General features: G+C 36.9%; 4 protein-coding genes. 3 read left to right on the forward strand and 1 reads right to left on the reverse strand.

Annotated elements, in window-relative coordinates; genetic code table 11:
• Window positions 1-770: hypothetical protein (locus tag P9L98_04810; protein MDP8216618.1), on the reverse strand; the 770-nt coding region annotated here is incomplete at its 3' end.
• Between the two features lie 295 nt (window positions 771-1,065).
• Here P9L98_04810 and P9L98_04815 point away from each other — a divergent pair.
• The 3 genes from P9L98_04815 to P9L98_04825 form a co-directional block, all read left to right on the forward strand.
• Window positions 1,066-3,210, forward strand: a complete 2,145-nt coding sequence (locus tag P9L98_04815; GenBank protein ID MDP8216619.1) for a hypothetical protein — start codon at window positions 1,066-1,068, stop codon at window positions 3,208-3,210.
• Window positions 3,211-3,562: 352 nt separating this feature from the next.
• Entirely contained in the window at window positions 3,563-5,848 is a 2,286-nt protein-coding gene (locus P9L98_04820; GenBank protein ID MDP8216620.1) for a hypothetical protein, read from the forward strand.
• Window positions 5,849-5,926: 78 nt separating this feature from the next.
• On the forward strand, window positions 5,927-6,937 hold a 1,011-nt coding region (locus P9L98_04825; protein ID MDP8216621.1), incomplete at its 3' end, for a hypothetical protein.

The following is a 6,937-nucleotide window of genomic DNA, read 5'->3' on the forward strand; positions in this document are numbered from 1 at the left end:
ACGTTAAAATCATTAAGACTAAATCCCGCCGCTGTTTCAATCTTACCATGAGTAAAGGTTTCTGTTTTACCACGTGAAGTTGTATCGTAACCTTCTACGTTGAAACGGAATCCGATAATTATATTCTCGACTTGATAGTTAAACTCTTCTCCTGCTGCACTATGGATGTCCTCTGAGCTAACTTCGACCTTAGTACCGTCGGATACTTCTTTTGTTATCTCAACTATATTACCGGATGTATCTTTCAAGCTTATAACAAGTTCATCTTTAAACTCAGCACCCTTAATATCCCACTCTTCCTTATTAAAAATAAAGCTGAATGAGTTGTTCCTGAAATCAGAGTACTCAGGAAGCATTGTTAATTCCAATAGAAGCTTTCCATCATCAGCCTCTATTTTAGTGCTTGCTGGGAAATTAGCTTCTAAGTTACCATCAATTAAATCTACTCCTGTTGCATAAAGCCCAAAGCCTGCGGGTGTATCTATTATATCGGCTAAGGATACTGTTTCATCTATTCCCCTAAGCAGGCCTTCTATCCAACTGAGTTCTGGAGTGAACTCTAGAGTAGCTGTATTGTCCTGAAGGGTTATATCATCACTTAGGCTCAATGATGCTGCTGTTGGAGTTGATACAGGCTCTAAAGAGCCAGCTTGCGGTGGATTAAAATCTAATGGTTGAATTGATGATTGAGCTAATAGTTCCTTATTAAAAAGTGTTAAAAAGATTGAAATAATGCTACATAGTATTATATTTCTGTATAACATCTTCATGTTTTTAAAATACCTCCAACACATATAATAGCTTTCCAAGCACCCCGTTGTCTTAACTTCCTTTATATATATACCATCTGTTATGTAGGTTGTCAAATTGACATTATTTTTTATAAATATTGATTATGATGATTAAGTAAATATAGATTACTATATTTTTATAATTGTAAGTTATCCCCAGAATTTAAATTTTTGAATTAAAACCTTGCTTTTCTTGTTCTATTGTATAAGATATTTATAACGGCGAAACAATAAAAATAGTGTTTGATGATGAAAAAAAGGGGGGGGGTGCGATATGAAAACTAATTTATTGTGTATAGTAATAAGCGTTTTTTTAAGCACAGGAGTCTTTATCAGTGTCGGTGAATCCACTTCCTATTCCCATGAAGACAAAGATCCTTACTCCATAATGATTGATTATTTGAATTTATATGCGAAAGTTAAGAATATGTCTATTTATTTTTTCGTTGAGGAAAATAGTCATACTGTCAAAAGGGGAAAGAGTATTGCTATTGGAGGAGCTTCAAGCGAGAGCATGAAGAGCTTTCGTAATGTATGTAACGATGTGTGTGCTGAGTTTAGACGTGTGCCTGCGGTAGGAGGAGAGTGGTTGTATTTTACTTTTGAAGGGGTGGTAGTCTCTCTTGACAATGCAATGCGTAAGAGAGGTTATAATGTAGATAGTTTTTATGCAGCCTTAAGATCTAGTTTTGAAACCAATATTAACAGAGGTAGGTTTGCTAAGAGATTAGATGCTGTGCTTGGAGAGGGCTGGGAGTCTGAAAACAATACTTCTACGTTGGATATCTATCGTCATATTGTTCGTGAGGATGGCATGTCTAGCGTTGAACGTGATCAGAATTTTTTGCAGTCAATCTATGAATACATAATTGATTGGTATATATCGGCTCGCTTACAGGATGCAACTGATAATGATATTATGCACATTATAGAAAGAGCACAAACAGAGTTTATTGATGATATATACGATGGTGACAACACTGGTTCCGGAGATAAAGTGCTTAACTATTTGGGTGTTACATATTATGACAGTTCAAAGTGGTCTCAGGTATCTACAGTCTTATTCTTTGCTGAGCTTTGCGAGACTTTAGGGGATGAGTCAGCAGAAAAGTTGATAAACTCCGGCCATGAAGATTTAGTATATGAGATGGAAGTTCTTTTAGGTCGAAACCTTTTTGTTAGAGAAGATAATGGATATATAACTACTAATGAAAAAATATCAGAAGAAAATGTAGTTGATTGGATAAATATGAGAATGGAATTGGTTGCAAAATTTAGAGATGTATTAAATAAATATTACGGAAGAAGTTTTAATGCTCCACTCTCAGTTGCAGACTCTATTGAAGCAGAAGTATTTAACAGTGCAATAGACGGTGTCTTTTGGATTTTGAGAGACAACAACTATAATCCTATTATAAGGAGATGGGAAGACAAGGTAAGCTTTGATGAGGCAGTTGCTGAGCAGGTCAGGCTTTATCAGGTAGCTACAGAGATAAGGGCTACAATAGAAAACGCCATAGGTGATAAACTTGCTTCATATGACGCGCAAGATAGGATTTTGCTAGAGACTATAGCAAGAAGAGCAATAGCTTTAGAGAGGGGAGGTATTGAGTCAGAAGCTGCGGTAGAGACCTTAAAAGATCTGTTTGACTTTAGTAGTCCGGATACAAAAGGTTCTCAACTAAGGGATGCTTTGCTCGGTTTCTATCAGCAGTATGATTCCAATAAGAAGCCTATAGATTTTAGCGATAACCGCGAACGTAGTGCATATTTAGGTTTTATTGATTTTGTTGCAAATGTTCTCTCTAGGCCTGATTATTTTGGAGTTACACCAAGAACACTTGACGGTGAAGATGGTGCATTTCAGAAAGCTTTAAGTATCTTTACCGATGCACAGGCAGGAGATTTAGCAGGTAAACTCTGCGCTACTTACGGTGCACATAAATGGTATGTATCTGAAGGTATACTTTCCGGTGTCTATGCCTTCTGGGCACAGGTAGCGTCAGCTAAAGGTATGGATGTTGTTCAGGAACAGCTGGATGCCAGAAAGAAGATCTATGAGGCACTTAAGGCGGAGATAGGGAGCAGGATTAGTGTAAGTAGTAATGACTTTAAGATAACCTTGATGTTTGAAGAGAAATTAGGCGGCTTAACAGGTCAGGAATTAATTGCCAAAACCAATGCCATAGTAGCTAGTATCGGGTTTTTAAGAGTAGATTTAAGCAATATAACCGGGGTGTATGATTCTATAGATAATCCACCAGCGGATAGTCTGGATGAAATATACCCTAGGCTTCCTCAGATAAAAGGCCCAATAGAATTAAGCGGTTTAGAGTTGTCGGAAGATTGTTATGCTATAGAGCCGGTTGCTCCTTTTATTGGATTAGAAGAGGATAAGCAGTATTGTATTTACAATTAGAATATTTTTTTATATTAAAATTAAAGTATTATTTGTTGTTTAAGTTCTAGTTTATTTAACTTTTTCTTTTTTATGTCCCCATATATAGTGCTTTATTTTATAAAATCTGGTAAATAGAAGTTGTTTTTATTAGTTAATATTAATGGTTGTTTTAATTTAATTATTCAGTATTGTGCATATATTTTGTTTGCATAAGGTATAAAATAGTAATTTAAGGGATAGAAGAGTGAATTATCCCCAGAAAATAAAAAGTATTTGACTTGACTTGACAGTCCTGATTTAATATGGTACAAATTTATCGAAACAAAGGTAAGTGAAGGAGGGGGCTAAACTTAAATAAAAGGAGGAAGAGATGCTAAAGAATTTTAAAAAAGCAGCAGTAATTCTTGTCGGTACTATCCTAGTTTTCAGTCAGTTTTCAGAAGCTTGCGTCGGTATCTATGGACAATCTTCAAGGCGTATGATTTATAATTATTTAGCAACGTTCTATTACATTAATAATAGCCTGTTGATGAATGCACATGACGGTGTCTATTTAGAGGCTGGACTTGCACCCAAAGACCATGAGATTGAGTTTCTCGGAAGCGAAAATTATAACAATATTTTAAACGAAATCGATGATTATTTTAAAGATAAAGGCTATTTTACTTGGGAGCAGATTGTGGCCAAGGTGAACGATAAACTGCCTGCTTCTGAAGTCCAGCAGTTTAGAGATAAGATTTTAGCTAGCGATTCTTTTACGCCGATTAGGGGTGCAATAGATACTATGGCAACAGATGAAGAATGGGGTTTAGGGCTTGATTTAGATGCTGAGATAACATTTGAAAGAAAACAAGTATTCCCAGTTGTAGATGATACGGACTTTTTAAGCTGGAGCACTGTTCAGGCCAACAACAAGAGCAGAGCCCTTGTTGACCGCGTACCAGATACAGCAACCATGAGAGAGATTCTTGAGGGCTATGCTATAGAGAGCTTTTTAAAAGGTATTAATCCTAATTATATTGCCGAAGGCATGTATCAGGCAGCCGAAATTTATAATAGAGGAAAGCTTGATGTAAGCAAGTACTTTGATAGCGGATTTAATAAGAACAACCCTGAACATTTAGCATCGCTGTTTTATTTTGGATTACAGAGAGCTCTTATTACTGGTAATACAGAAGTCGGCCTATCTGGTTATGGTGCAAAAGAGCTTATAGCCAGAGGCTATGCGAGCTTGGTTGACGATTTAGAAGCATTTCAGACTGGAGCTCTTGTTAGCCGTGATGATTTCGGAAGAGTTGTAAGCCAGAACCCTATTGGAGAAACATTGATAGAGGATTATATTCAAAGCAGTATCTCTTTAGCTATTGAAGCCAGAGAGAAGTTAAATGATACAGAATATTACGGTGAAGATCTTTCTTTAGAAGATACATACCAGGCCGGATTGATAACCTCCTGGGTTAAAGAGATGTTCAACAGAGTACGTGAAAAGAGTTTCAACCCAATTGACCAGAGCTGGACTAAGTATTATACCTTAGATGATGCAAAAGAAGATGTGCTTGGATTTATAGGCTATGCAAACAGCTTAAAAGATAACCTTGCGACTTCATCCAATTTCGGAGAGCTTGACTTAATATCTGATAATAAGTTCGGTGAACATTCAAGAAGGATAGTAAACAGCTATGCAGATATAGCATTAACATTAGAAGACTTATTGCTTAAAGAAGCAATAGAAGAAGCAAGACTTGAAGGTAAGGATATATCTAAGGAAGATGTACAAGAAGAAGTACGGATAAAAGTGATAGATATAGTAAAAAGCCTTATGCCTTCAGGCGATTTAGGCAAAAAGTTGTTAGGCTCGATAGCTGGGCTTTACGGTAAAAATGAAGCATACTTCCATAACTCTATAGATAGCGGGGGCGATGTTAAGGACCGCAGTGCTTTAGCGTCATTTACTACGCTTATAGTTGAGATGCTGGATTATCAGAATTATTATGGCTTAGAGAGCACAGATATAAATACCCTTGTTGATGAACGAATTGCTATGGTTGACTTAGGTAAGAGAAAGAACCTGGATGGTTTAATCAAAGACTATCTTGGTGTTACAAAGCTTGATTTTAGTAAAGGCTGGGTATCCGGGGTGTATACATTCTGGAACAAAGTGCTTTATGCTGCAGCCGAGAATTTAGTAGCCGAGAATTTAGATAAAGAGGTAGCTGAAGAAGCAGCTTTTAATTATGTTGAGACTCAGATTAATGCGCGTATAAAATTAAGAGACGCTCTTTTAGATAAAAAGATATTGAGAGGCCAGCTTGATGAAAGAAGGCTTCCTATATTGCAGGCATTTGAACAGTGGATTGCAGTCGAAGAGAGTCTTGCGCTAGGAAGTGTAGATATGATATTGGCTACAATAGATAGTTTAGATATCAACAAAAACAACTATAAAGAGAGCTTAACACAAAAAGAAACACAAGAGGCTTTTGGTGATCCGCAGAATATCTTCCCTAGACACCCTACTCAGGATGAAGAGTGGGACTGGGCAGATATTATCGATGTATCATCTTATCAGGCGGGAATTGAGCTTCCTGTTGATAATGGCTTTGCTGTTCAGCCAATTTCAGAACCTTTTGCAGCTTTAGAGTTTCCTTTAGGATCATAATGATATATTGAGCCCTATATATAGGGCTCTTAAATACATTAATTTGAAAAACTTTTTAAAAAGAGGGGGAAAACAAGAATGAATAGAGAGATGAAGGTGTTAGTTATGGTATCGGTCTTAATTCTTTCATCTGGATATCTCTATGGACAGGTTATCTCATTCCCAAATCGGCCCCCAGAGACAACAATAGAACAGTCTAACAATAGCGCTTTAAATGTAATCTCTCAGGGAGTTGGAGATACATCTGCTGGTAATGAGATGCTTGAGGTTGATAGCAATATTAACTATTCATCCGAAAACTTACAATATCTATTGCCCGATGAGCTTATAGACTATCTGTTTTTAAATCCGGGTGATGAGTCTTTAATAGAGGTAAATACCCCTGTAAGAGTCGGAATATTCGACCATATTCGCTTGGTAAGAGATGCTTCTATCATTAATATTGACGGAATAGGAATGCAGGGTAAAGTGCTTGATGCCTTAAGAGAGCTTGCAGTTACCGAGTTTTCTTTAACAAAGACAGATCATAGTGCTATTCTTAGCTCTATTGCTCAAAGTGTTAATGTTCCCTCTGTTGTATGGGATACAATAGATGTCTACAATATCAAAAGCATCCATGAAGTCGTTTCAAGTTCTATTCCAGGTTGGAAAGGTTTGAGATTTGAGCTTGAAGATAAAGGAGATAATAGTTTAGCGGTATATTTTCTTCCTACAATGAGTGGAGATATCCTGATGTTGTCTGAGTCTAGAGACCAGACACCCTATAAAAGCATGCTTAAGTGCTATGAAGTATCTCGTTTCTTTGAACAGGCATTATTTGGTGTAATTAATAGTGCAGATTCAATTGACCCTGAAGATCGGATACTCGATCTATTGGCAACAGAGTTATTTGGTGGGGAGCTTTACGACAATCTTGAACCTGAAGAACAGAAGAGGGTTAAGGAAGAGTATCAGGTTCTTATTTCGAACAGTACATATGCTTTAGCCGACACTCTCTTTACGACTGCAGGCTTTGGGCTTTATGCAACAGGAGTAGATTTAATTGATGGTAACTTAGAAGCTAATTTCCCAGCAAGCACTAAAATAGAG

Origin of the sequence: Candidatus Kaelpia imicola, from assembly GCA_030765505.1 — a bacterium.
GTDB lineage: Bacteria > Omnitrophota > Gorgyraeia > Kaelpiales > Kaelpiaceae > Kaelpia > Kaelpia imicola.